22 protein-coding genes are annotated in these 22,522 nt (G+C 71.9%); 13 read left to right on the top strand and 9 right to left on the bottom strand.

All coding sequences use genetic code 11. The features are described from left to right. Position 1: 1 nt before the first annotated feature. Together AB0G74_RS20070 and AB0G74_RS20065 are read left to right on the top strand one after the other, a co-directional pair. A complete protein-coding gene (locus AB0G74_RS20070) occupies positions 2-1,795 on the top strand; it encodes a cellulase family glycosylhydrolase (protein WP_361148029.1) in 1,794 nt (597 codons plus the stop codon). Beyond that, positions 1,792-2,835: an alcohol dehydrogenase catalytic domain-containing protein gene (locus AB0G74_RS20065; protein WP_361148027.1), complete on the top strand. Its 1,044-nt coding sequence runs from the start codon at positions 1,792-1,794 to the stop codon at positions 2,833-2,835. The genes AB0G74_RS20070 and AB0G74_RS20065 overlap by 4 nt, the downstream gene beginning before the upstream one ends. Positions 2,836-3,051: 216 nt before the next feature. Here the strand turns inward: AB0G74_RS20065 and AB0G74_RS20060 are convergent, their stop codons facing one another. Further along, positions 3,052-3,633 (bottom strand): LuxR C-terminal-related transcriptional regulator, encoded by a 582-nt coding sequence (locus AB0G74_RS20060; protein ID WP_361148024.1) that lies wholly within the window; start codon positions 3,631-3,633, stop codon positions 3,052-3,054. Between the two features lie 996 nt (positions 3,634-4,629). On the opposite strand from AB0G74_RS20060, the gene AB0G74_RS20055 reads away from it, so the two are divergent. Then, positions 4,630-5,619 (top strand): fatty acid desaturase, encoded by a 990-nt coding sequence (locus tag AB0G74_RS20055; RefSeq protein ID WP_361148022.1) that lies wholly within the window; start codon positions 4,630-4,632, stop codon positions 5,617-5,619. Between the two features lie 75 nt (positions 5,620-5,694). Here the strand turns inward: AB0G74_RS20055 and AB0G74_RS20050 are convergent, their stop codons facing one another. Continuing rightward, positions 5,695-6,618 (bottom strand): 2-oxoglutarate and iron-dependent oxygenase domain-containing protein, encoded by a 924-nt coding sequence (locus AB0G74_RS20050; protein WP_361148020.1) that lies wholly within the window; start codon positions 6,616-6,618, stop codon positions 5,695-5,697. Between the two features lie 221 nt (positions 6,619-6,839). On the opposite strand from AB0G74_RS20050, the gene AB0G74_RS20045 reads away from it, so the two are divergent. The 3 genes from AB0G74_RS20045 to AB0G74_RS20035 are packed head-to-tail and all read left to right on the top strand — an operon-like array spanning position 6,840 to position 9,380. After that, on the top strand, positions 6,840-7,802 hold the full coding sequence (locus AB0G74_RS20045; protein WP_361148018.1) for an ATP-binding cassette domain-containing protein: 963 nt from the start codon (positions 6,840-6,842) through the stop codon (positions 7,800-7,802). 2 nt (positions 7,803-7,804) lie between these two features. Then, positions 7,805-8,563, top strand: a complete 759-nt coding sequence (locus AB0G74_RS20040; protein WP_361148016.1) for an ABC transporter permease — start codon at positions 7,805-7,807, stop codon at positions 8,561-8,563. A 13-nt stretch (positions 8,564-8,576) separates the two neighbouring features. Beyond that, positions 8,577-9,380, top strand: a complete 804-nt coding sequence (locus AB0G74_RS20035; protein WP_361148014.1) for an ABC transporter permease — start codon at positions 8,577-8,579, stop codon at positions 9,378-9,380. A 55-nt stretch (positions 9,381-9,435) separates the two neighbouring features. Here the strand turns inward: AB0G74_RS20035 and AB0G74_RS20030 are convergent, their stop codons facing one another. Then, positions 9,436-10,584 carry a magnesium and cobalt transport protein CorA gene (locus AB0G74_RS20030; protein WP_361148012.1) on the bottom strand — a complete coding sequence of 383 codons (1,149 nt, stop codon included), beginning with the start codon at positions 10,582-10,584 and terminating at the stop codon, positions 9,436-9,438. Between the two features lie 240 nt (positions 10,585-10,824). Between AB0G74_RS20030 and AB0G74_RS20025 the strand changes: the two genes are divergently transcribed. Then, complete coding sequence (locus tag AB0G74_RS20025) at positions 10,825-11,985, top strand: winged helix DNA-binding domain-containing protein (RefSeq protein ID WP_361148010.1); 1,161 nt, start codon at positions 10,825-10,827, stop codon at positions 11,983-11,985. Between the two features lie 882 nt (positions 11,986-12,867). Then, the gene (locus AB0G74_RS20020; protein ID WP_361148008.1) at positions 12,868-13,335 is read left to right on the top strand and encodes an ASCH domain-containing protein; all 468 of its coding nucleotides are present in this window, start codon (positions 12,868-12,870) and stop codon (positions 13,333-13,335) included. A 36-nt stretch (positions 13,336-13,371) separates the two neighbouring features. Here the strand turns inward: AB0G74_RS20020 and AB0G74_RS20015 are convergent, their stop codons facing one another. Together AB0G74_RS20015 and AB0G74_RS20010 are read right to left on the bottom strand one after the other, a co-directional pair. After that, positions 13,372-13,719, bottom strand: coding sequence for a VOC family protein (locus tag AB0G74_RS20015; RefSeq protein WP_361148006.1), 348 nt, complete (start codon positions 13,717-13,719; stop codon positions 13,372-13,374). A gap of 108 nt (positions 13,720-13,827) precedes the next feature. Next, positions 13,828-14,670 carry a helix-turn-helix transcriptional regulator gene (locus AB0G74_RS20010; RefSeq protein ID WP_361148003.1) on the bottom strand — a complete coding sequence of 281 codons (843 nt, stop codon included), beginning with the start codon at positions 14,668-14,670 and terminating at the stop codon, positions 13,828-13,830. 116 nt (positions 14,671-14,786) lie between these two features. Between AB0G74_RS20010 and AB0G74_RS20005 the strand changes: the two genes are divergently transcribed. Both AB0G74_RS20005 and AB0G74_RS20000 read left to right on the top strand, forming a co-directional pair. Further along, a complete protein-coding gene (locus AB0G74_RS20005) occupies positions 14,787-16,466 on the top strand; it encodes an AMP-binding protein (RefSeq protein ID WP_361148001.1) in 1,680 nt (559 codons plus the stop codon). Next, the gene (locus AB0G74_RS20000) at positions 16,463-18,118 is read left to right on the top strand and encodes an AMP-binding protein (RefSeq protein WP_361147999.1); all 1,656 of its coding nucleotides are present in this window, start codon (positions 16,463-16,465) and stop codon (positions 18,116-18,118) included. Before AB0G74_RS20005 ends, AB0G74_RS20000 begins: the two co-directional genes overlap by 4 nt. Before the next feature lie 102 nt (positions 18,119-18,220). Here AB0G74_RS20000 and AB0G74_RS19995 read toward each other — a convergent pair whose 3' ends face one another. From AB0G74_RS19995 to AB0G74_RS19980, 4 genes are all read right to left on the bottom strand, one after another. After that, positions 18,221-18,745 carry a GNAT family N-acetyltransferase gene (locus AB0G74_RS19995; protein ID WP_361147997.1) on the bottom strand — a complete coding sequence of 175 codons (525 nt, stop codon included), beginning with the start codon at positions 18,743-18,745 and terminating at the stop codon, positions 18,221-18,223. 5 nt (positions 18,746-18,750) lie between these two features. Then, positions 18,751-18,912 (bottom strand): hypothetical protein, encoded by a 162-nt coding sequence (locus AB0G74_RS19990; protein ID WP_361147995.1) that lies wholly within the window; start codon positions 18,910-18,912, stop codon positions 18,751-18,753. A 240-nt stretch (positions 18,913-19,152) separates the two neighbouring features. After that, positions 19,153-19,320: a hypothetical protein gene (locus tag AB0G74_RS19985; protein WP_361147993.1), complete on the bottom strand. Its 168-nt coding sequence runs from the start codon at positions 19,318-19,320 to the stop codon at positions 19,153-19,155. A gap of 309 nt (positions 19,321-19,629) precedes the next feature. Then, on the bottom strand, positions 19,630-20,430 hold the full coding sequence (locus AB0G74_RS19980; RefSeq protein ID WP_361147991.1) for a hypothetical protein: 801 nt from the start codon (positions 20,428-20,430) through the stop codon (positions 19,630-19,632). A 406-nt stretch (positions 20,431-20,836) separates the two neighbouring features. On the opposite strand from AB0G74_RS19980, the gene AB0G74_RS19975 reads away from it, so the two are divergent. The 3 genes from AB0G74_RS19975 (at position 20,837) to uraH (ending at position 22,432) form a co-directional block, all read left to right on the top strand. After that, positions 20,837-20,992: a hypothetical protein gene (locus AB0G74_RS19975; protein ID WP_361147989.1), complete on the top strand. Its 156-nt coding sequence runs from the start codon at positions 20,837-20,839 to the stop codon at positions 20,990-20,992. Between the two features lie 367 nt (positions 20,993-21,359). Further along, positions 21,360-21,917: a 2-oxo-4-hydroxy-4-carboxy-5-ureidoimidazoline decarboxylase gene (gene uraD / locus AB0G74_RS19970; protein ID WP_361147987.1), complete on the top strand. Its 558-nt coding sequence runs from the start codon at positions 21,360-21,362 to the stop codon at positions 21,915-21,917. A 116-nt stretch (positions 21,918-22,033) separates the two neighbouring features. Then, positions 22,034-22,432: a hydroxyisourate hydrolase gene (gene uraH / locus AB0G74_RS19965; protein ID WP_361147985.1), complete on the top strand. Its 399-nt coding sequence runs from the start codon at positions 22,034-22,036 to the stop codon at positions 22,430-22,432. Positions 22,433-22,522 lie beyond the last annotated feature (90 nt).

Here is a 22,522-nt window from a genome sequence, read left to right as displayed (position 1 = left end):
GATGGAGTACACCGCGCACACGGGCCGGATCCATGCCGACGGCCGGCCCGTGCCCGTGGTCGGCGTCAACTACCACCCGTCCCGGGCGGGCTGCCGGATCTGGCGCGACTGGGACGCCGACGCGATCCGCGACGACTTCGCCGCCATGGCCGGGGCGGGCCTCACCACCGTCCGGCTCTTCCTGTTCTGGCGGGACTTCGAACCCGAGGAGGGGCGGTACGAACCCAAGGCGTTCGCCCGGCTCGCCGAGGCCGTCGAGATCGCCGCCGAGCACGGACTGAACTGCGTGCTGTCGGTCCTCACCGTCTTCATGAACGGGCAGCTGCTCGACCCGGCGTGGCGCGACGGCCGGAGCCTGTGGCGCGATCCGGCGGTACGGGATCGGGAGGAGGCGTTCGCGCGGCGGGTCGCCCGTACCGTACGGCCGTACGGCAACGTCCTCGCGTTCGACCTCGGCGACGAGATCTCCGCCGTCGACCCGGCCGAGGCCGACGGGCTCTCCCGGGCCGAGGTGGCGTCCTGGTACGAGCGGCTGGCTGGCGCGCTGCGCCAGGAGGCCCCCGGCACCCTCGTCCTCCAGGCCGACAACGCGCTCTCCGTCTTCGGCCCGTCCCCGTTCTCCGCCGACAACGCGGGCCCGCTCGACCTGGTCGGCGTCCACGGCTACCCGGCCTGGGCGGCGGGCTCCATCGAGTCGACGCTCTCGTACAAGGCCACCAGCCTCAACGCGTTCCTCGTCCGGTACGCCGCCGCCTACGGGGTGCCCCTCGTGGACGAGCTGGGCAGCTACGCCGTGGACGAGGAGACCGCCGCCGGATATCTGGCCGCGTCCGCCGCCTCGGCGCTCGCCAACGGCGCGAGCGGGGTACTGGCCTGGTGCTGGCAGGACATCGCGTCGGAGGACGAGCCGTACCGCGACCGCCCGGCGGAACGGCTCGCCGGACTGCGGCGGCTCGACGGCTCCGCCAAACCGGCCTTCGACCGGCTGGTCCGGCTGGCCCGGTCGGCCGCCGAGCTGGCCCCCGGGCCCCGGCCGCCGCGGATCGCCGTCTGTCTGCCCGAACGCGTCCGGGCCCGCCCCCGGTCGTATCTGGACCACGGCGTGGGCACCGTCGCCGCCTTCTACGCCCATCTGCTGCTCAAACGCGGCCATCTCGACCACCGGTTCGTCGTCGGCCCCCTGGACGGCCACGACCTGGTCGTCTGCCCGTCCGCCGGTCAGCTGACCCTGACCGACGTCCGGCGGCTGCGGGCGGCGGCCGAAGGCGGCGCCACCGTGTACATCTCGCTCGGCGACCGGCACCACGGCTTCCCGGGCGAGGACCTGACCGGCGCCGAGATCACCGACTTCGCCCTGGGCGACCCGGGCAAGGCGTCCTTCGGCTGGCTGGGCACCGACTGGCCGGTCGACTGGGAGACCGGCGGGAACACCCCCGTCACCCTGCGGACGACCACCGGCCGTACCGTCGCGGCCTTCGCCGACGGCACCCCGGCGATCGTGGTCAACCCCGTCGGGGCCGGGCGGACCGTGTTCAGCGCCGTACCGCTGGAACGGATCCTGGACGCCCCCGGGCGGCTGGAGTCCGCACCCTGGCATCGGCTCTACCAGGGGATCGCCGAACTGGCCGGGATCGCGCCGGAGGCCGAAGCGGACCCCGAACTGGAGATCGTGGCCGGTACCGGCTCGGCCGTACTGATCAATCACGGCACCACCGCCCACCGGGCCCTCGGTGTCACCGTTGCCGCCAAGGACTGGGCGGTCGTCGCACTCCCGGACGAAGGAGCGGAGTCATGATGCGGGGCGTCGTCTACCGGGGGCCGGGGAAGATCGAGGTCGACACCGGACTCCCGGTCCCCCGGGTACGGCACGACCGGGACGCCGTGGTGCGGGTGACGCGGACCGCGATCTGCGGTACGGATCTCCATCCCTACCGGGGCGAGCTGCCGGACTTCAGGACCGGCGGTGTCCTCGGCCACGAGTTCGTCGGCGTCGTCACCGAGGCGGGCGCGGAGGTCCCGTACGCCGTCGGGCAGCGGGTCGGCGCCTCCGACATCGTCGCCTGCGGCCGGTGCGGGCGCTGCGCCCGGGGCCATCACTACCACTGCCCCGACTCCACCCTGTTCGGCTACGACACCGTGGCCGGGGCCGCGCTCGACGGCGGCCAGGCCGACTACGTCCGGGTCCCGTTCGCGGATGTGGTGCTCTCCCCGTCGCCCGACGATCTGACCGATGATCAGCTGCTGTTCGTCGGGGACGTCCTCAGTACCGGATACATCGGCGCCGAGGCCGCCGGGATCACCCCGGGCGATGTGGTCGGCGTGGTCGGGGGCGGGCCGGTCGGGCTGCTGGCGGCGCAGTCCGCCCGGGTCTTCGGCGCGGCCCGGGTCGTGGTCACCGACACCGACGCGCGCCGCCGGGCCAAGGCTGTCGAGCTGGGCTTCGAGGCCGTCGGACCCGGGGAGTTCGGCCCGGCGCTCCGGGACGGTACGGACCGGGGGGCGGCCGCCGTGATCGAGGCGGTCGGCTCCGGGCCGGCGCTCGTCGCCGCCCTGGCGAACGTCGGCTTCGGCGGTACCGTCGTCGCCGTCGGATCGCACGGCTCGCGGTCCGTACCGCTGGACGCCAAGGAGGCTTTCGCCCGGGAGACGACGCTGCGCTTCGCGGTGGGGAACCCGATCCGGGTCCGGGACCGGGTGATCGCCCTGCTCAGGGCCGGGCTGCTGGACCCGGCCCCGCTGGTGTCGCACCGGCTGCCGCTGGCCGACGCCGCCCGGGGCTATCGGCTCTTCGACGCGCGGGAGGCGCTGAAGGTCGTCCTGGAGCCGGAGGGCTGACAGGCGGAGAGCTGATCGCCGCACGGGCGGGCGGCGGCCGGTGGGGACGGGGGTGACGAGAGTGATGGGGGTGACGGGGTGGGCGGTCGACGGGGGGTCTCGGCCGGGGTAGGGGCGGCCCGGTCGGAGAGTTGGGGTCGGTGGGGCTGGTCGGGGGATCGGTGTCGCCTCGGGGCGACGGTGGGGATTCCGTCGCCCGCGCGGTGCACGGTCGGGTCAGCGCCGGATGAGTCCCCGCTGAATGGCGGTGACGACGGCCGCCGTACGGTTCGGCGCCCCCAGCTTCAGCAGCACACTGGCGACGATCCGCTTGGCGCCGTGGCTGGAGATGGAGAGCCGTCGGGCGATCTGCTTGTTGCTGAGCCCCTCGGCGAGCAGGGCCAGGGTCTCGTTCTCCCGTACGGTCAGGGTCCCGGTGCGCTCCCGGGCCGATACCGGAAGCCCGTTGGCGCGCTGGATCAACTCCCTGGCCAGCGGAGCGGGTATGGGGACCTGGCCGGCCGCGAGCTGGCGCAGGGTGTCCTCCAGAGCCGTGGTGCTCAGCTCGCCGAGGATCAGGAAGCCGTCGGGGTGAAAGGGTCCGCCGATCCGCTGGTCGGTCAGATCGGCGCTGTGGAGCAGAAGAAGGATCTTGGGCCGGACGCCGCCGAAATCGGTGCTCACGCCTTCGAGTTCACCGAGGTCGCTGACGATCAGCACATCGGGCGGCCGGATACCGGCCATACCGCCGGCCTCGGCCCAGTCCCGGCCGTGCCGGACGGTGCCGACCAGGGAGATGCCGTCAAGGGTGGCGCCCAATCCACGCCTGAGAATTTCGTCTCGGATAACAGTGACGATGTCCAGTAGTCCGCACACTTCTGTACTACTCGATAACGTCGCAGAGTCCACGATGTCCCCGCCTGCTGCATTCGTAGTGAATCGAACGGTCGAGGTGACTGTCTATCAAATTCGTGATCGTGGCGGCAAGGGGGCGGTGAGATAGGCCGGAAGTCGGCCAACCGGCTTGTCCGTTCCGTCAATTAACCGTGCCACCACCCAGAAAAATCATAGTATTGATGGATCAATCGGGCGGACTGTATTTTTCCGGGAGCTTTACAAATGTAATGCCACGTTGGCACTGGGGTGGCGCCCTCGTCCAAACGAAGGTTTGGAATCCGTCGCCCCGGGGAGTGTTGCAGGTTACCGGTAACGGCCCGATGTCTTCGTTCCGGCTAGTGGGCGAAGAATTCGGCAACGAATTCCCGGGGTGCGGAATCCGTCGTGCGGGCCCGGTACGCCCCGGCGCGCCGACCGCTGCCCGACACCGCCCGGTCCCCGGTCCGACACCGCCCGCCCCGCCGACTGTGTCCGGTTTCCGCTGGTCGACGCCCGTACCACCGGCACACCACCCGCCGCTCCCGGCCGACCGCCGCACCGGTCCACCGGGCGGCGGCCGTACCTCCGCCCGGTCCGCGCCGGGAATCCCGGCCCGGCCGAATGAAACGCCGAAAACCCGCCGGGAAGACGTCCCGATCCGTGCACCGGGGAGCGCGGCGGGCGTATGGCCGGAGGGGGGTGTTGTTTCGGTTTCGAAATCTGTAGCTTGCCGGTGAGGCCGAGACCCGGACACGGTGTCCGAAGGGCGGGCGGGCACCGGGAAAGCGCCTGCCGCACGGAATTCAGGCGCGTCGGCAATACGGCCAATTCCCGCCCCGCTGCTACGTCCCCGCCGCCGCGCCCGAACCGTCGACGGCCGGGACACGGCCCGAACCGGGTCCCGCCATGCGCTGCTTCGAAACTCTGGGAGATTCAGGAATGACACTCTCGCAGGAGAACGTCCAGCCCGACCGGAACGACGTCTTCTCCTCCGCCGAACTGCGTGATCTGACCCGCCGTTCCAGCGGGCTCGCCCTGCGCCGCGCCGCGGTCCACGCCCTGCTCTACGCGATCACCGTGGCCGGGGCTTTCGCCATCGGCACCTGGTGGGCCTACGCGGCCGGCTGGACCCTGGCCGCCTTCGTGGTCGCGTCCCTGCACAACGTGCTGCACTGCGCCGCGCACGGCACCTTCATGAACACCCACCGGGGGAACCGGATCGCCGGACAGGTGTCCGGCACCGTCCTGCTGATGAACAGCGCCCTGTACCGGGTGTTCCATATGCACCACCACCGCAATACCCATACCGTCGACGACCCCGAACCCGACGGCTCGATCACCACCATCGGACAGTACGTCCTCGCGATGCTGAATATCGAGTACTTCCTGGGGTTCCTGAGGATGTCGGCGGCCTCCGCACGGCACCGGTATCCCTACTTCGTCACGACCGACCGGGCCCGGTCCGCGATCCGCCGCGATACCTGGATCCTGCTGGCCTGGATCCTCGCCGTGACCGTACTGACCGTACTGTGGCCGCTGGTGATGCTCACCCTGTACATCGCACCGGCCTGTATCGCCTGGGTCATCAACAATTTCGCCATCATGCCCGAGCACTACTACGCGGAACGGTCCGACAACCCCTGGCGGAACACCAATTCGGTGTACACGAGGAGCAAGTGGTTCGGGTTCCTCAACTGGAACACCAACTATCACGCCGAGCACCATCTCTATCCCGGGATCCCGGCCTGGAATCTGCATCAGGTGTCGCAGCGGGTACGCCACCATCTCGCCTGCACCGAGACGTCCTACTTCCGCTTCCACGCCCGGGTGCTCTCCGACATCTTCAGCGGCCGGGCGAAGGCCGAGGAGGTCGAAGTGGAGGAAGGCCGGACGACGACCTTCTACTACCCGCTGCACAAGGCCGAGTGACGGCGCCGGTACGGCGCCCGCGCCCCGGACCCCGGTCCGCCGACCCCCCGAGGGGCCGGCGGACCGCCGCCGTGGTCAGTCGGCGATGATCGCGGCCAGCTTGTCCCGCAGGAACGCGTGGGCGTCGATCCCGCCCACATCGGTCCCCAGATCGCAGTCGTAGAAGTAGGCGAGCGAGATCAGCTCCTCGTCCGGCGCGTCCGGAGGCGGCGGCAGGACCCGGTGCCGCCCGGCCTGCCAGCGGCCCCCGGACCAGTGGGCCATCAGATCGCCGATATTCATGGTGAGGGCGTCCGGATCGTACGGAGCGTCCTGCCAGCCGTCCTCGTCGGTGTGGACCTGGAGCCCGCCGAGACCGGGCTGGCGGTCCAGCAGGGTCACCGTCCCGAAGTCCGTATGCGGCCCGATCCGGAACTGCCCCGGCGCCGCGGGCCCGACCCGCTCCGTCCCCGGATACCAGTTGATGTTGAAGCCCCAGGTCGCCTGACCCGTATGCGCGGTGAAGTGCCGCTCGTCCGCGCCGATGGCTACCCCGAGCACCTCCAGCACCCCGTCGGAGAGTGCGCGCATCCGGTCCAGATACGCCTCCACCAGGGGCTGCATCGCCGGAACCTCGGCGGGCCAGACATTGGGCCCGTCGAACCACTCGGCGTCCACCACCGGGTCGCCGGTGGGATCGTACGAGGCGAAGGCGAACGACTCCTTGAGGTCGGGCGGCCCATCGCCGCCCTCCGCGTACGCGTTGGCCTCGGCCCCCGGCCCCAGCCAGCCGCGCCCGCCCACCTGTACCGCGTACGGCTGTTTGACCGCCCGCGGCAGATGGAAGAACCGGCGGGCCGCCGCCCGGATCTCCGCCGTCGCCGAGGCGTCGATCCCATGGCCCTTGACGAGCAGGAAGCCCGCCGTCCGCAGGGCCTCGTCAACCGTCTCACCGATCGCGCGACGGGTTTCGGTACCGCCCGCGGCCCATAATTCGAGGTCAATGGTGGGAATTCGCATGGCCACACTGTATGACCCTGTTCACCCGCCGAACAAGTGCCCAGTCGAGACCGTGAATTGGGCCGGTGCGATGCGCCGAATTCAATCGGGAAGGGGTTCGGGCCGGGCCGCTCCCCGGCCGCCGAACCCCCGCGGCGGAGCGGACTGTTGTTTCGGGGCTGAAATCTGTAGGTTGCCCGTGAGACCCGCCGCGCAGGTGCGGGATTTCGGAGGACTACGTGATGGTGAAAGACGGACCCATGGGTGCCGACGGCCCCGGCGGACGCACCCTGGTGCGGGCCCGGAACCTGGTGAAACGCTTCGGTGATTTCACCGCGGTCGACGGCATCGAATTCGACTTACGCGGAGGGGAGACTTTCGGCCTGCTGGGGCCGAACGGTGCCGGGAAAACCACGACCATGCGCATGCTCAGCTGTATCAGCGCGCCGTCCGGCGGCGAACTGCGGATCCTCGACCGCGATCCGGCCCGGGAGCAGACCCGTATCCGGGAACGCCTCGGGATCTGCCCCCAGGCGGACAACCTCGACCTGGATCTGACGGTGGTCGAGAACATCACGACCTACGCCCGCTACTTCGGGATGTCCCGGCAGCGCGCCCGGGCCCGGGCGGCCGAACTGCTGGAGTTCGCCCGGCTGGAGGACCGGGCCGAGGACCGGGTGCACTCCCTCTCCGGCGGGATGAAGCGACGGCTCACCATCGCCAGGGCCCTGGCCAACGAACCCGACATCGTCCTCCTCGACGAACCGACGACGGGCCTCGACCCCCAGGCCCGGCATCTGCTCTGGGAACGGCTGTTCCGGCTGAAACAACGCGGCACGACCCTGGTCATCAGTACCCATTACATGGACGAGGCCGAGCAGTTGTGCGACCGGATCGTCATCATGGACAACGGCCGGATCGCCGCCGAGGGCTCGCCCCGGGCACTGATCGAGACCCACTCCAGCCCCGAGGTGGTCGAACTCCGCTTCGGCTACGACGCGGCCGACACGTACGCCGGAAAGCTCGACGGCATCGGCGACCGGGTCGACCCGCTGGCGGACCGGGTCCTGGTCTACGCCCGGGACGGCGACGCGGTCGTCAACGAGGTCCACCGGCGCGGACTGCGGCCCGCGAGCGTCCTGGTCCGCCGGTCGACGCTCGAAGACGTCTTCCTCCGCCTCACCGGCCGGGCGCTGGTGGAGTAGCGATGGCCCACCCCTCGGTCGCCGTCCTCGAACGGCATATGCTGCTGTACCGACGGCTCTGGAAAGCGTCGGTCTTCTCCTTCTTCGCCCTGCCCTACCTCTTCCTGGTGAGCATCGGCGCCGGCGTCGGCGGCTACGTCGGCGAGGTCGACGGCTTCGCCTACCTGGACTGGATCGCCCCCGGCATCCTGGCCTCGACGGTCTACCAGATCGCCGTCAACGAGTCGACGTACGGCGTCTACACCGACTTCGAATGGGTCGGCGGCATCCACACCATGCGCGGCACCCGGGTATCCATCCGGGACATGGTCGCGGGCTGGATCCTCTACGTCCTGGTCATGGTGGTCATGGCCGTCGCCGCCTTCCTCACCATCGCCTGGCTCTTCGGCACCCTGCACTCACCATGGGTATGGACCGTCCCCCTGGTCTGCGCCCTGCTGGCGATCGGCGCGGCGGGCCCCACGATGGCCTTCGCGGCGAGCATCCGCAACGACGGATACTTCGAGCTGCTGATCCGCTTCGTGGTCATCCCCACCACCCTCTTCGCCGGTGTCTTCTTCCCGGTCGAGGAACTGCCCCAGGGCTTCCGCCAGCTGGCCTACGCCTCCCCGCTCTGGCACGGCGTCGAACTGGTCCGGGCCGCGTCACTGGGCACCTCGACCGCCTGGCCGGTACTCGTCCATATCGGATACCTGCTGCTGGTGGCGGCGGCGGGCTGGATCTGCGCCGAGGCGGCCTTCCGCCGCAGGCTCGACAGTTGAGAGGGGAGAGCCGATGCTCACTCACGCGATCGCCGGACGCTTCTCCACCAACCGCTCGGCCGCGGTGGTCCTCCGCAACGCCCGCGCCATGCAGACCGGCCCCTCGGCCTGGCTGCTCGTCGTCGCCGGTCTGGTCGAGCCGCTGTTCTATCTGCTCTCCATCGGTATCGGCGTCGGCAGCCTGATCGACAAGGACATCAGCTACCGGGGCCAGGACGTCTCCTACGCCGCCTTCGTGGCCCCCGCGATGCTCGCCACCTCCGCGATGACGGCCGCCTTCTCCACCACGACCTTCGCATTCTTCGGCAAACTGAAGCAGTCCAAGGTCTACGAAGCCGTCCTGGTGACCCCGGTCCGCCCCCGCGAGGTAGCCGTCGCCGAAGTGGTCTGGAGCGCCCTGCGCGGCGCGGTCTTCTGCGGACTCTTCCTGGTCGCGATGGTCCTCCTGGACACGGTCTCGACCGGCTGGGCACTCCTCGCCTTCCCGGCGGCCGTCCTCGCGGTCGTCGCCTTCGCCGCGATCGGCCTGGCGGCCAGCACCCTGATGCGCGGCTGGCACGACTTCGACGCCCTCACCACGGCCCAGATGGCCCTCTTCCTCTTCTCCGGCACCTTCTCACCCACGGAGGACTATCCGCCCGTCGCCCAGGTCCTGGTCGAATTCACCCCGCTCTACCACGCGGTCGAACTGATCCGCCGCATCTGCGTCGGCGACCTGGCGCCCCAACTCCTCTGGCACACCGGCTACCTCCTGGCGGCCACGGCCCTCTGCCTGGCCTTCGCGGCCCGCCGGATCCACACCACCGTCTACGACTGACGCCCGGCCCGCGACGAGAGACCTACGGGCGCCCGCTGCAGCCGGAAGACACCGGCTACAGCCAGCCGCGTCGCTTGAAGACCATGTAGAGGCTCGTACAGACCAGCGCCATCAACAGGATCGCGAACGGATAACCGGCCGCCCAGTGGAGTTCCGGCATATGGTCGAAGTTCATGCCGTACACGGTGCCCACCAGGGTGGGGGCGAAGAGGATCGCGGCCCATGAGGAGATCTTCTTGACCTCTTCGTTCTGGGCGAAACCGGCTTCCGCCAGGGCGCGCATCTCCGCGTTCTGCTGCTGGGTGACCAGGGTGGCGTTGACCGTGAGGATATCGGCCAGGGCCTGGCGGAAGCCGTCGACCCGTTCGCTGGTATGGGTGACGTGGTCGGCGACATCGCGGAGATAGCGCTGGAGTTCCTCGTCCGTGCCGTATTTGGTGAAGCCCGCCATCAGCCCGTTCAGCATGCCGACGAGCGGGCTGGTGGCCCGCTGGAATTCCACCATCTCGCGGGCGAGTTCGTAGATCCGGCGGGAGACGGCCGGGTCGCCGCCGAAGACCTCCGTCTCGATCTCGTCCATATCGATCTGGACCCCCGCGACGACCGGGGCGTAGCCGTCGACCACCGCGTCGAGGACGGCGTAGAGCACTGCCTCGGGGCCGAGGGCGAGCAGCTCGGGGGTCTCCTCCATCCGGCGGCGGACGGCGGAGAGATCGGGGGCGGCGCCGTGGCGGACCGTGATCAGGAAGCCGGGGCCGACGAAGACATGGAGTTCGCCGAAGTCGACCCGCTCCTGCGCGTCGAGATAGCGGGCCGCCCGCAGCACCACGAAAAGCGTGTCGCCGTACCGTTCCAGCTTGGGCCGCTGATGAGCCTCCAGGGCGTCCTCGACCGCGAGTTCATGGAGGTCGAACTCGGCGGCCAGGGAGAACAGCTCCTCCGCCGTCGGCCGGTGGAGCCCGATCCACGCCATGCCGTCGGGGTGCGTACGCAGTTGCCGGTACGTCTCCGCCAGCGAATCCGGGGTCGACGCGCGGCGGCCGTCGCGGTACAGCGCCGCCTGCACCACACTCGTCCGCTCCCCGTCCGTCTCCTCGCGGGCCGGATATCCGGCCGGGGCGGTAGCCGGGGCCGGTGGCCTCGGCGCCGGGTCGGTGAGCGTCGGTTCCGTACGGCGGCGGGGCCGCTTCGGGGTGGGGGACATCCGGGTCACCTCCTTCGCGGGTACCGGGGTCGGCGGGCAGCCCCGCCTTCCCGGACCGCGACCTCGGGCCGGGCCGACACGGCCGGATCCTGGGCCGGTGCCCGGCGTTCCTCCGGTGGGCAGATGCGGCGCCTACCCGGCGTGCGTGCAGGATAACCACGGGGGAGCGGCACGGCGCGGCGACAGCCGGACCCCGCATCGCGGACCGGAACTGTCCGCGATCCTCGTTACCGTGGGGCCATGCCCGCCACACCTTCCGCGCCCCCGAAGCCCCCCGTACTCGGCGACCGCGCCCTCAACCGCGCCACCCTCGCCCGGCAGCTCCTGCTGCGCCGCGCGCCCCGGGCCGAGGTCTCGGCCGAGAACGCCGTCTCCCGGCTCGTCGGGCTCCAGGCGCAGAACGTGAAACCCCCGTACCACGCCCTCGCCGCCCGGCTCGACGGCTTCGACCCCGCCGAACTCTCCGGGCTGATGGCCGACCGCCGGGTGGCCCGGATGGTCACCATGCGCTCCACCCTCCACACCCACACCGCCGCCGACTGTCTGGCGCTGCGCCCACTGCTCCAGTCGGGTGGCCCCGACCGCGAGCTGAGGGCGTTCCGCAACCGGGGCGGGCTCGACGGCGTCGACCTCGACCGGCTCGCCGCCACCGCCCGTGAACTGGTCGAGACAGAACCCCGGACGATGGCGGAGCTACGGACCGCGCTGCTCGCGGAGTGGCCCGCCGCCGACCCCGCGTCCCTCGCGGTCGCCGCCCGCTGTCTGCTGCCGCTGGTCCAGGTCACGCCGCGCGGACTGTGGGGCCGTAGCGGACAGGTCAGACTCACCACCGCCGACCACTGGCTGGGGCGCCCGCCCGGCCCGCCCGCCGACCTCGACGACGTCGTCCGGCGCTATCTGGCCGCCTTCGGGCCCGCCTCCGTCAAGGACTTCCAGACCTGGTCCGGGCTGACCAGGACCCGGGACGCCTTCGAACGGCTCCGCCCCGGGCTCGCGGTCTTCCGGAGCGCGTACGGCGTGGAACTCTTCGACCTGCCCGACGCGCCGCGCCCCGGCGAGGACACCCCGGCCCCGCCGAGGTTCCTCCCCGAGTTCGACAATCTGCTGCTCTCCCACGCCGACCGGCGTCGCGTGGTCGGCGACGCGCGGCACGCGGGGCTCGTCTGGCAGGGCAACCAGTCCCTCCCCGTCTTCCTCGTCGACGGATTCCTGGCCGGAGTCTGGCGGCTGGACGAGGGCACGGAGCCGGACGGCCCGGTCACCCTGACCGCCCGGCCGTTCACCGAACTTCCGCCGAAGCGGGCGAAGGCGCTGACGGAGGAGGCCGAACGCACCCTCGCCGTGCTGGCGCCGCGCCGCAGCGGCTCCCGGGTCGCGATCGAGCCGCCCCCGGCAGCCTGATGTTGCTCGCGGCCCGCCTGTGGCTTGTCGCGCAGTTCCGCCCCCTATGCCTTCGGCGCTGGGGGGACCCCCAGCGCCTTGGCCCTCCGGCTGAGGCCCACAACCCCGGGCGGAGCCCGGCGACCTGATGTTGTTCGCGGTCCGCACCACCGTCGTGGCTGGTCGCGCAGTTCCCCGCGCCCCTAAATGCTCTCCCTCTCGCCGGACCTGCAAAGGAGACGGGCCCCTCTTGGGGGCGCGGGGAACTGCGCGGGCAGCCCACCACCGGGGCGCGGGTGGACCGACGAACACCAGGTGGCGCCATCCCTCTCCCCGGGACGGGCTCCAGCCCCGGGGGACAAGTCCGGTCGGCGTGGTCGGGGGGTGCAGGGTCGCCCCCGCAATGGGCGGCGGAAAAGACCGGGTCTGCCTCTCAAGGGACCCCACTTCCGCCGTCCGTGAGGAGGTGAGCCCGGAGGCCACCGACCCTCCCGACGCCACACAAGACCGCCCGCATACCGCCGGAGCAACGGTCACATCTTCAACAGCCCCTTGGGGTCCCCCCAAAGGCAGCTTTGGGGGAGGCTGAGGCGCGAACGGCCCCGCCTGGGCACAGGCAACCCCACACCAGGCGCCTGGGGCGCGCGGCGCAAGCAGCCCGCCTGGCACAGGCAACCCCAGGGCAGGAGGCCGCCCGGCGGGCCGTTCCTCGGGTTCCGGGGCGTCCGTGTCGCCATCGGGCGCGGGGGTGCGGGCACCGTCGCGGCTCCGGGGGCGGATACGGGTATAGACAGGGCTGCGGGGCGTGGCGTGGCGGGAGTGGGTCCACAGGCCACGGGTCACGGGCCGTGGAGCCCTGACAGCGCCTCGTCCCGGTCGTACGGCGGTTGCTACCGTGACGGCGTGTCCACCACCTCTTCCTCCGCCGACCGGCCCGATTCCGATCAGGCGTCGCTCCCGCGCGCGGAGTTCGGCTTTCCCGGCCCGCTCCGGGACCGGCTCGTCGGTGCGATCCGCGACGGAACCAAGACCGCGACCACGAGTCTCGCCGCCGAGTACGCGGCGGAGGACGCGCCGTTGCCCGGGGTGGGCGACCGGTCGGTGGTCGTCGACTCCGACGGGCGTCCCGTGGCCGTGATCGAGGTGACCGGCGTCCGGGTCGTGCCCCTGGGCGCGGTGGATCTCGCGCACGCCCTGGCCGAGGGGAACGCGGACGTCGCCGAGTGGCGGGCCGCGCACGAGCGGTTCTGGCACGGCGACGGGATGCGCGCGGCCCTGGGCGACCCCGGGTTCACGGTGGACGACACCACCGGGGTCGTACTGGAACGGTTCCGCGTGGTCGCCGATCCGCGCGCGGTACCGGGGTCTTGACGCGCCCCGGCGACCTGTTGACCGGACCCGGGGACCTCAGCGGTGGGCCAGTACGTTGACCACCCGTCCCCCGGGGTCGCGTACGAAGAACCTCCGTACGCCCCAGTCCTCATCCCGCAGCGGATACAGGATATCCGCCCCGCTGTTCCGCACGGTCTCGTAGGCCGCGTCCACATCGTCGACCTCGATACTCAGATCGGGGTCGACCGGCGCCGTCCTGTCGCCGGTCATGACGCTGATCTGGGCCGCCGGGGCGGACGGGGAGGCCAGCGTGATGATCCAGCCGTGGTTCATGACCTCCTCGAAGCCCAGGAGGCCGTAGAATTCCCGGTTCTCCGCGACGGCTTCCGACCGGAGGTTGGGTACGACACGGCGAACGGCCATCGACGACTCCCGGACTGCGAACGAGAAACGAATCTGCTGTCCCTCCAGGAGTACTACGGCCCGCCCGCCACCGCACGCACCGCCCCGCACGCACCGCCACCGCACCCCCTACGGCAGCATCCCCGCCCGGCGGGCCGCGACCACCGCCTCCAGGCGGGTGTGCGCGCCCAGTTTCCGCATCGCGCCGCGGAGATAGCCCTTCACGGTCTCCGGGCGCAGGCCCAGCCGTTCCGCCGTGGTCGAGTTGGTCGCTCCGGAGGCGACGCAGGCCAGGACGTCCAGTTCGCGGGGGGAGAGCGCGACCGGCGGCGGGGCGGTCTCGACGGCCCCTTCGGGGGCGACCGTGGCGCCGGAGAGCCGGCCGCAGACCCCGAGGATCGTCTCCCGCAGTCCGGGGTCCACGACCTGCGAGGCGAGCGCCCGCAGCTCGGTGTGGATCTGCCGGACCTCCTCCCAGCAGCCGCTGTCCGCGATCGGCTCGCGGGCGCACGCCAGCAGCTCCTGGACCTCGTCCCGGACGACCAGGGCCTGTTCCACGTCGCGCGCCGCGGCCACCGCCGCGTCGAAGACCCGGTCGCCCAGTGCGACGGGTCTGCGCAGCGCCCCGTAGAGGACTCCGCGGACCCGGCGGCGGACGACCACCGGGACGGCGAGTACCGACCGCAGGCCCTCGGCCGAGACCGCCGCGTCGTACTCGTGACTGATGTGGCGTGAGACGTGGTAGTCGGTCACCGCGCACGGCCGGGAGAGGGCGATGGACTTCCCGCCGAGGCCGTTCCCGGCCGAGATGCCCAGTCCGTGGAGCGCCGCCGTCAGCGCCCCGCTGACATGGGCGATCCGCAATCGGCTCGTCTCGTGCAACAGCCCGCCGAACACCACGGGCAATCCGCTGCTGCGGCGCAACCGCACCAGCGCCGCCTGCATTTCCACCGCCTCGGCCGGATCCGGCATGGCCCTGCTTTCCCTCGTGGCTCGCCTCGTGTCCGCACCACCCCCGATCGGGGGTGGTGAGACCTACGTCACTGATTACACGATGCTACTGAGTGGTGCGGCAAGGAGGAGACCACATGGCGACAGGCGATGCGACACGGGAGTTCCGGGCGGCCCGGGACTTCCTGCTACGGCACCGGGAGGACTACCGGGGCGCGTACGACGGCTTCGTCTGGCCGCGTCCCGAGTACTTCAACTGGGCTCTGGACTGGTTCGATGTGATCGCCGACGGCAATGACCGGACGGCGCTGCACATCGTGGACGAGGACGGTACCGAGACCCGGCTGAGCTTCGAGGAGCTGGCCCGTCGTTCGGACCGGGTGGCCAACTGGCTGCGGGAGCGGGGCGTAAGGCCCGGTCACCGGGTGCTGGTGATGCTGGGCAACCAGCGGGAGCTGTGGGAGACGGCGCTCGCCGCGATGAAGCTGCGGGCGGTCGTCATCCCGGCCACCCCGCTGCTGGGTCCGGCCGATCTGCGGGACCGGGTACGCCGGGGCCGGGCGGCGCATGTCGTGGCGCGCACCGCCGACGTGCCCAAGTTCGCGGAGGTGGGCGGGGACTATTCGCGGATCGCGGTCGGACCTGCGGTCGACGGGTGGTTGTCGTACGAGGACGCGTACGGCGCCGAGCCCGAGTTCAGCCCCGACGGTCTCGCCCGATCGGACGACCCGCTGTTGCTCTACTTCACCTCCGGCACCACGGCTCGCCCCAAACTCGTGGAGCACACCCACACCTCGTACCCCATCGGTCATCTGGCGACGATGTACTGGATCGGGCTGGGCCCGGGCGACGTCCATCTCAATATCTCGTCGCCGGGCTGGGCCAAGCACGCCTGGTCGAATCTCTTCGCGCCGTGGAACGCGGAGGCCACCGTCTACATCCACAACTACCAGCGGTTCGACGCGGCCCGGCTGATGACCGAGATGGACCGGGCGGGCGTCACCAGTTTCTGCGCCCCGCCCACGGTCTGGCGGATGCTGATCCAGGCCGATCTGCGGCAGCTGCGGAATCCGCCGCGCGAGGTCGTCGCCGCCGGTGAGCCGCTGAATCCGGAGGTGATCGAGACCGTCCGGCGGGAATGGGGCGTCACGGTCCGCGACGGCTTCGGGCAGACGGAGTCCGCCGTCCAGATCGCCAACACCCCGGGCCAGTTGCTGAAGGCGGGGTCGATGGGGCGGCCCAGCCCCGGATACCGGGTCGCGCTGCTCGATCCGCTGACCGGGCGGCCGGGGGCCGGGGAGGGCGAGATCGCGCTCGATCTGACGGTCCGCCCGGTGGGGCTGATGCGGGGCTACCAGGGCGACGCCCGGCGTACCGCCGACGCCATGGCCGACGGCTACTACCGGACCGGGGACATCGGCGCCCGTGACGCCGACGGCTACATCACCTACATCGGCCGCTCCGACGACGTCTTCAAGGCATCGGACTACAAGATCTCCCCGTTCGAGCTGGAGAGCGCGCTGCTGGAGCACGAGGCGGTCGCCGAGGCGGCCGTGGTCCCGGCGCCCGACGCGGTACGGCTCGCCGTACCGAAGGCGTACATCACCCTGGCCGACGGCTGGGAGCCCGGCCCCGACACCGCCAAGGCGCTCTTCCGGCACTCGCGGTCGGTGCTCGCCCCGTACAAACGGGTCCGGCGGATCGAGTTCGCCGACCTGCCCAAGACCGTCTCCGGCAAGATCCGGCGGATCGAACTGCGGGAACGTACCGCTACCGGAGCCGTCACCACCGAGTACGACGAGGGGGACTTCCGATGACGCTCATCGACGACCACGCCACGCGCCTCGGCCACGGGGAAGGCGACGGACTCTCCTACGACCACGGAACCGGCGGCGGTCCGCTGCTCGGCGACACCATAGGCCGCAACCTCGACCGGGCGATCGCCGCCTGGCCGGACCGGGAGGCGCTGGTTGACGTGCCCACCGGGCGGCGCTGGACGTACGCGGAGTTCGGCGCCGACGTCGACCGGCTGGCCCGGGCCCTGATCGGGGCCGGGGCCGGTATCGGCGACCGGGTCGGCATCTGGGCCGTCAACTGCCCCGAATGGGTGCTCACGCAGTACGCCACCGCCCGGATCGGGGCCGTGATGGTGAACATCAACCCCGCCTACCGGGCCCATGAACTGGGCTACGTCCTGCGGCAGGCCGGGGTCTCCCTGCTCTGCGCCACCCTCAGGCACCGGACCGGCGACTACCGCGCCCTGGTGGAGCGGGTCCGGGCCGACTGCCCCGGGCTGCGGGCCGCCTACTACATAGGTGACGGGTCCTGGGACGGGCTGCTGGCGGCGGCGGACGGGGTGACCGACGGCGAGTTCGCGGCCCGGGAGGCGGCGGTCTCCTGCGACGACCCCGTCAACATCCAGTACACCTCGGGCACCACCGGCTTCCCCAAAGGCGCCACCCTCTCCCACCACAACATCCTCAACAACGGATGGTTCGTAGGGGAGAGTCTGGACTACACCCAGCAGGACCGGATATGCATACCTGTGCCCTTTTATCACTGCTTCGGTATGGTAATGGGCAATCTGGCCGCCACGTCCCATGGTGCGTGCATGGTGATCCCGGCCCGCTCCTTCGACCCCGAGGCGACCCTGGCCGCGGTCGCCGCGGAGCGCTGTACGTCCCTGTACGGGGTCCCCACGATGTTCATCGCCGAACTCGACCACCCCCGGTTCGCCGACCACGATCTGACGTCCCTGCGGACCGGCATCATGGCGGGCTCGCCCTGCCCGGTGGAGGTGATGCGCCGGGTCGTCACCGAGATGAACATGGCGGGCGTCGCCATCTGCTACGGCATGACGGAGACCTCGCCCGTCTCCACCCAGACCCGCCGCGACGACGACATCGAGCGGCGTACCGGCACCGTCGGCCGGGCCCTGCCGCATATCGAGGTGAAGATCGTCGACCCGGTCACCGGGGTGACCCTGCCCCGGGGCGAGGCGGGGGAGCTGTGCACCCGCGGCTACAGCGTGATGCTGGGCTACTGGGACGAGCCCGACCGGACCGCCGAGGTGATCGACGCCGGGCGGTGGATGCATACCGGTGATCTCGCCCTGATGCGGCCCGACGGCTTCGTGGAGATCGTCGGCCGGATCAAAGACATGATCATCCGGGGTGGGGAGAACGTCTACCCCCGGGAGATCGAGGAGTTTCTGTACACCCATCCGCAGATCGCGGACGTCCAGGTCGTGGGGGTGCCGGACGCCCGGTACGGCGAGGAGATCCTGGCGTGCGTCGTCCCCAGGGACCCCGCCGACCCGCCCACCCTCGACTCCCTGACCGCCTACTGCGAACAGCGGCTGGCCCGCTACAAGATCCCGCGCAGGCTGGAGATCGTGGAGGGCTTCCCGATGACGGTCAGCGGCAAGGTCCGCAAGGTCGAGCTGCGGGAGCGGTACGCCACGGACTGACCGGGCCCGACCGGTGACCCGGGGCCGGTGACGCCGGGCCGGTGACCCCGCGGCCCGTGGCTCGCGGCCGGTACCCGGGGCCGGTGGTGGCGGCCGTGCCGGTCAGGCCGTCGCCGGGCCCGGGAGGTCGCGCCGCATACAGACCCGGGGCCAGCGGTCGAGACCGTGTTCCTTCTCCGCCCGGCGGATCTCCCGCAGCCCCTCCGTGATCTCGGACTCGGCCAGGACCCGGAAGCCGATCCGGGTGTAGTACGGGGCGTTCCACGGCACCTCGGCGAAGGTGGTGAGGGTCAGCGCCGCGAGGCCGTCGGCCGCCGCCCGCCCGCCGAGATGGTCGATCAGCGCGCTCCCGAGGCGGCGGCCCGCCGCGTCCGGGTGGACCGACACCTGCTCGACATGGGCGGCGCCGTCGACGGTGTCATGGATCAGATAGGCCAGCGGCCGGTCGTCGGCGCCGACGGCCACCCAGGCCCGGCCTCCGGCGCGATAGCGCTCCAGGAGGTCCGCCGCCGGGGGCTCGTCGTCCGCGATCTCCGCCATGCCCAGCGCCCGGAACGGCTCCCCGGCGGCCCGCTCGATGTCCTGGAGCAGGGGCAGATCGGCGGCCTCGGCCCGTCGTATACGCATGGGAATCAGTATCCCCCGGCGGGCTGCCCGGCGGCGGAGGCGGGTGCGGTCGGGGGCCCGCCGGGTGCGGTCCGGTTCCGCTCGAAGCCGCCGCCCCGGCCGTGGCGCGGGTCCGGGAGGGTGTGCTCCGTCAGCGGGCGGGTGGTGGTGAACTCCCGGAAACGCACCGCCGCCGCGGAGGGATAGCGGTCCTCGTGCCGGACCGGGCTGAGGGTCCGATGGCAGCCGGGCGGTACCGCAGCCCCGTCTCTTCGCCACGTCCGTCGCCGACAACATCCGGCCGGCCCGCTCCGGCGCGACCGCCGCCGAGGTCCGCGCGGCGGCCCGGGCCGCCCGTGCCGACCGCTTCGTCACCGGACTGCCGGACGGCCACGACACCGTGCTCGGCGAGCGGGGCGCCGGACTCTTCACCGGCCGGGTCCCGGCGGATCGCCTTCGCCGGGGCCGTCCTCCGGGGCGCGCCCGTCGTCCTGCTCGACGAGCCGACGGCCCGTCTCGACCCCGGGAGCGAGGGGGCCGTGCTCCGGGCCGTGGTGGACCTCGTACGGGGCCGTGCCACCGTCGTCGCCGTCCACCGGACGAGCCTGCTGCCGTACGTCGGCCGGTCGTCCGGGTCCGCGACGCACTGGACGGCCGTCCCGGCTGTGGTCCCGGCGGCCGTCCCGGTCACGTGCGCCCGACGGCCGTGGAAGCGCCGATGACCCGTACCGTACGCGCCCTCGCGGTCCGCCCCACCGTACGACTGCTGCGGCAGCTGTTCCCGCACCGGAGCGCACCGCTGCCCGCCGTACTCGCCGCCGCCGGAAGCCAGCCGACGGTCGCCGTGCTCACGGCCGACGGGACGGTGGACGGGCCGGTGGGGCGTCGTACCGCGTTACGGCATGTCATGGCGCGCCCGATGCCAGCAGCCGCCGCGCCGGTCCGTTCGCGGGCTGGGGTTCGCCCGCGAGATCGACCGTGAACAGCGGTATCGCCAGCTCGTCCGCCCGGGCCAGGGCCTCGTCGGTATATCCGGCGAGGGCGAAGTAGACCGAGGTCGCCGCGGCCGTGAGGCCGTTGAGCCAGAGGCACTCCACATCGCGCAGGGTCGTCCGCAGGGTGGAGGGCTCGACCTGGGCGATGACCCCGCGGCCGCGCAGATCCGTGCCCGCCGGGGGCCGGGGTCCGGCCGGGGTCCCGGCGCGCGGTTCGGGCTGGTGCACCACCTGCGGCACCACATCGCGGTAGCCGAGCCAGGTCAGATACCGCCCGGCGGCCTCGACCGCGTCCCGGGCGGTCCTGATGGGCACCGGCCGGAACGGGGGACGCGGCTCGTCGCCGGTACGCGGCTGGGGTACGCGTTCCACCGGATCGGCGGTCCGCGCGGGGGCCGCCGGAGGCGGTGGGCCGTCCGCCGCCGCGGCATCGGCGTCCCGCCCGTCCGGGGTCAGCACCGGGGGGCGGAGCAGGGTTCCGCAGGGGCAGCCGACTTCGGGCCTCGGCCAGTCGTCGTCCCGGCCGCAGCTCTCGCAGTGGACGGTCACCCACTCGTCGGCCCAGACCCGGCGGCGCAGCACTTCCGGCGCGGCGGTGCTCCGCAGCGGAACCGAGACGGGGGCACCACAGGGGCAGGGGTAGACGGGTGAGACGTAGCGATGGTCCTGATGGCAGGCCGGGCAGCGCAGTTGGACCGGCTCGGCCGTCATGGCTGCCCCCTCCGTCGTCGTAAACCCGCCCGCGGCTTCGCGCAGCGCCGCCGGCCGGGTCCATGGTCCCGCACCCGGCGGGTGCCCGGGAGCCCCCACCCGCCGGTAGTGATCCGGGCGGGGAGCCTCCTGGTTGCGGGCGTGGTGCCGTACGCCCCCGGAAAACCGAAGTCACTGGAGAGACCAACGGGTTTACGGTGGTGAGAGCGCCGATACGACGACGGCCGACGCGGAAGGGGTCGGGATGGCCACGACCGAGGAATCAGGGCCGCCACCGGGGTTCGTCCCCGTCGACGAGGACATCTGCCGGATGTGCGGCTGAACCGACGGCGGCCTGACCTGGGAGGACGGCTGGCCGACCGCGAGTATCTGCGACTGCTGCGGTACCGAGTCCGGGATCGGCGACATGGGCCGGCCGGGCGACGAGGCCGTCCTGAACGGGATCCGTTCCTTCCGGGGCTGGTGGGTGGCGAACGGCGCCGTCTGGTGGAAGCCGTACAACAAACCCCGGGACTGGGACCTGCTCTCCCAGCCGGCACGGATTCCGCCGCACTGGCGCTGAGGCGCGCGGCCGGGACACGGCGTGGCCGCGGCCCGGCCGGGGTCGTCTCGTGGTGTCCGCACGGGCCTTTGCAGACCGGAACGCCGCCGTCGCGGGGAACCTCCGAGGATGCCCCGTCCTTCAGGGCGGGGAGGATGTGAACGTTGACAACTACCTGGACCGGGAGCGGGTGACCGGAACCCCATAGGCCCGGGGCGGTCGGACCCCCGCCGTACCCGCCGGAGTTTTCAACAAGGCGTTGACGTTCGTTGGCGAAGCGCGTTAGCTGGGCGGAGCCCGACGAGCGGGTCCACGGCCGTCGGAACCGACCCGTGAACGCGCCCATTCCGGTCGGCGGACCCGTGTGACCAGCAGCCACGGAGGCCCCGTGACGTCGAGTCCACCACTCCGGCGAACGCGCGCCGCGCCCGGCGGCCCGGCCGAGCCCGACGGGCTCGGCCGGTTCAACTCCGCCCCGGAACAGGTCGCCGATGACGCGCTCCACGCGATCTGCGCCAGTACGGCCTGGCGCCACGCCCTGCTCGCCGGTCGCCCCTATGCCTCCGCCGACGGGCTGCTCGCCGCCTGCGACGCCGCGACGGCCGCGCTGACGGCCGGTGATCTCGCGGAGGCGCTGGCGGGCCATCCGCCGATAGGCCGACCGGATCCCGGCGACCCGGTGTCGGCCCGGGAACAGCGGGGCATGGCGGGGGCGTCCGACGCGCTGCGGGCGGAGCTGCTGGAGCTGAACCGTGCCTACCAGGAGAAGTTCGGCCATGTGCTGCTGATCCGGGCCACCGGCCGGACCGCCGAGCAGCTGCGGGACGCGGCCCGGACCAGGATCGGTCACTCACCGGAGGAGGAACGGGCGATCGTCCGGGCCGAACTGGCCGGGATCAACCGCGTCCGGTTCACCCGGCTCCTCGGCTCCGTACCGGACGGCTGACCCTTCCGCCCGGCCATTCCGTCCCATTCCCGATCCGCTCGGGGCCGACCGGCTGGTCCCGGCAGCCGCCGGACCGAGGCCCTCCCCGGGCGGCACCGCCGAGGAAGCGCAGGCAGATGAGTACGGAGACCACCGCTTCGGTGTCGACCCACGTCCTGGACACCAGTACCGGACGCCCCGCCCACGGCGTCCCCGTCCGATTGTCGGCCCGGCCCGGGGCGACCGCCGGGTGGACGGAGATCGGCGGCTCCACCACCGGCCCGGACGGGCGCTGCCGGGACCTTCCGGTACCGCCGGAGGGCACCGCCCACATCCGGCTCGACTTCGGGACGGAGACGTATTTCGGGACCGGTACGACCGGGGCGCGGCCGACCGCCCCCGGGGCCCGCGACGGCGCCCCGGAACCGGTGTTCTTCCCGGAGGTCACGGTCGCCTTCGCCGTCGTACCGGGCGAGCACTACCACGTACCCCTGCTGCTCAGCCCGTTCGGCTACTCCGTCTACCGAGGGAGCTAGGCCGTGTCTTCAAAATGGCGCCGTCCGCCCGAAGGGCGGGGCCCGCGGCGTCCGGTGCGTGCAGTCGCAAGGCGGAGGGGTTCCCTCGTA

The sequence above is a fragment of the Streptomyces sp. NPDC020875 genome (assembly GCF_040641415.1).
Classification (GTDB): Bacteria; Actinomycetota; Actinomycetes; order Streptomycetales; family Streptomycetaceae; genus Streptomyces.
The sequence above is the reverse complement of the archived record's forward strand: the minus strand, read 5'-3'. Positions and strand labels throughout refer to the sequence as shown.